Source organism: Mycobacterium sp. TH-M106 (assembly GCF_057473765.1).
This window is the reverse complement of record NZ_JBYCLE010000195.1, coordinates 1-1,381: the sequence shown is the minus strand read 5'-3', so window position 1 is coordinate 1,381 and position 1,381 is coordinate 1. Positions and strand designations below refer to the sequence as shown.

Here is a 1,381-nt window from a genome sequence, read left to right as displayed (position 1 = left end):
ACCCGAAAGACCCACCGGCCATAGGAAAGCCCGCCCACCCCGGCGACACGGGACGGCCAAACACACCCCAAGCCCAAAATCGCTATCGCTCAGCGATCTTCATGGCTCAGCACCCCCGAACCCCACCCGCACGAAAAATCGAGGCTAACTGTAGGACGTATCTGTGTATCAGTGCAAGGGTGCGGTGCGAGCTGAGTGTCGACCGCGCCGATCGGGACTGGGTTGCGACATTCCGCTAACTGGGGCCTCGCGCACGCCGGACTCGCTGGGCCCTGCCTCTTGAGGGCTCTCGGGGGGTTGGACCGTGCGGGAGCAAGGGACTCCTGCCCCGTCAACAACGTCCTGTCCCGCAACAACTAATCAGCAGGCAACTGGGACTGAATGTCTGTCGCAGTGTCGGATGTTTCCAAAGCGTCGATTCCACGAAGCCGCACCGACCACCGCTGGTAGGCGGCCTGCCGTGAGATGCCCAGTGTCGCTGATATTTTCGTCCACGATAAGCCAGCGTTCCGTCCTTGCAAAACTACCTGAGTGAGCTGTTCTTCGGCGGCATGAACTGCACGCTGCGCTTCACTAAGGTTAGTTGCCGCCGCGCGAAGGGAGTCAATGTGGCGGTCGTAGGGCCGAACCGGTGGATCGAGGTCGAACAGGGTGGGCTCAGCCGTATCGCTATTCGGTTCGTCCGCATCGTCAGTAGGGCGAACTTCGGGTGATTCGGTCGTCATGGTTCGGCCAGATGATTTCGTTGAGGGATTGGTTCGGTCAATGGTGGATGCGTACATCGCCCAGGTGTTGCCGGCTTCTGCGGCGTGTTTCTGGGTGACTTGGTCGCTGTAGCCGAGCATTTCGGCGACCAGGGGAGGAGGTATCTCAGATACGAGTTCACGCAGGGCCGTGTTGCGTGAGCCGAGCAGCTTGATGCCGAGCCGGCGCAGCCGCAGCATGATCGACTGGGGGTCGATGTGTCGGCCGGGCCGGGTGCTCGGGAAGAGCCACGGTGTGCCGACGGCTCCGCCGGTGGTGCGCTGATTGGGCCGGTTGTGGAGGTGGTAGTGCAGTTGTGAGGCGAAGGGTTCGGGGACCGGGATGGGTTCTTTGCCGAGCGCGATGCGTGTCTCGCCGTCGACCCGTGCAATGGCGGTGGTCTGCAGGCCAGCGATCTTGGTGAGGGGTTGGGCGTAGAGCAATAACAAGATGCCGGCGACTCGGTAGGGGAGGCTTTCGGAGTCGCCGGTGAGTAGTTCTTTAAGCCACGCGAGGCGCTGGTCTTGGGTGATCGTGGGGGTTGTCCTGGCTTGTCGGAACCCGATCTGGACCGAATTATTGATCTTGCTGCGTTTGGCCCACACGAAGAATGTTCGGATCAAGTGTCGGGTGGTCG

General features: G+C 61.5%; 1 pseudogene. It reads right to left on the bottom strand.

What is annotated here, in order from left to right:
• Positions 1-356: 356 nt before the first annotated feature.
• Positions 357-1,381 (bottom strand): annotated as a pseudogene (locus AC2VOP_RS06740) (hypothetical protein); the annotation flags it as partial.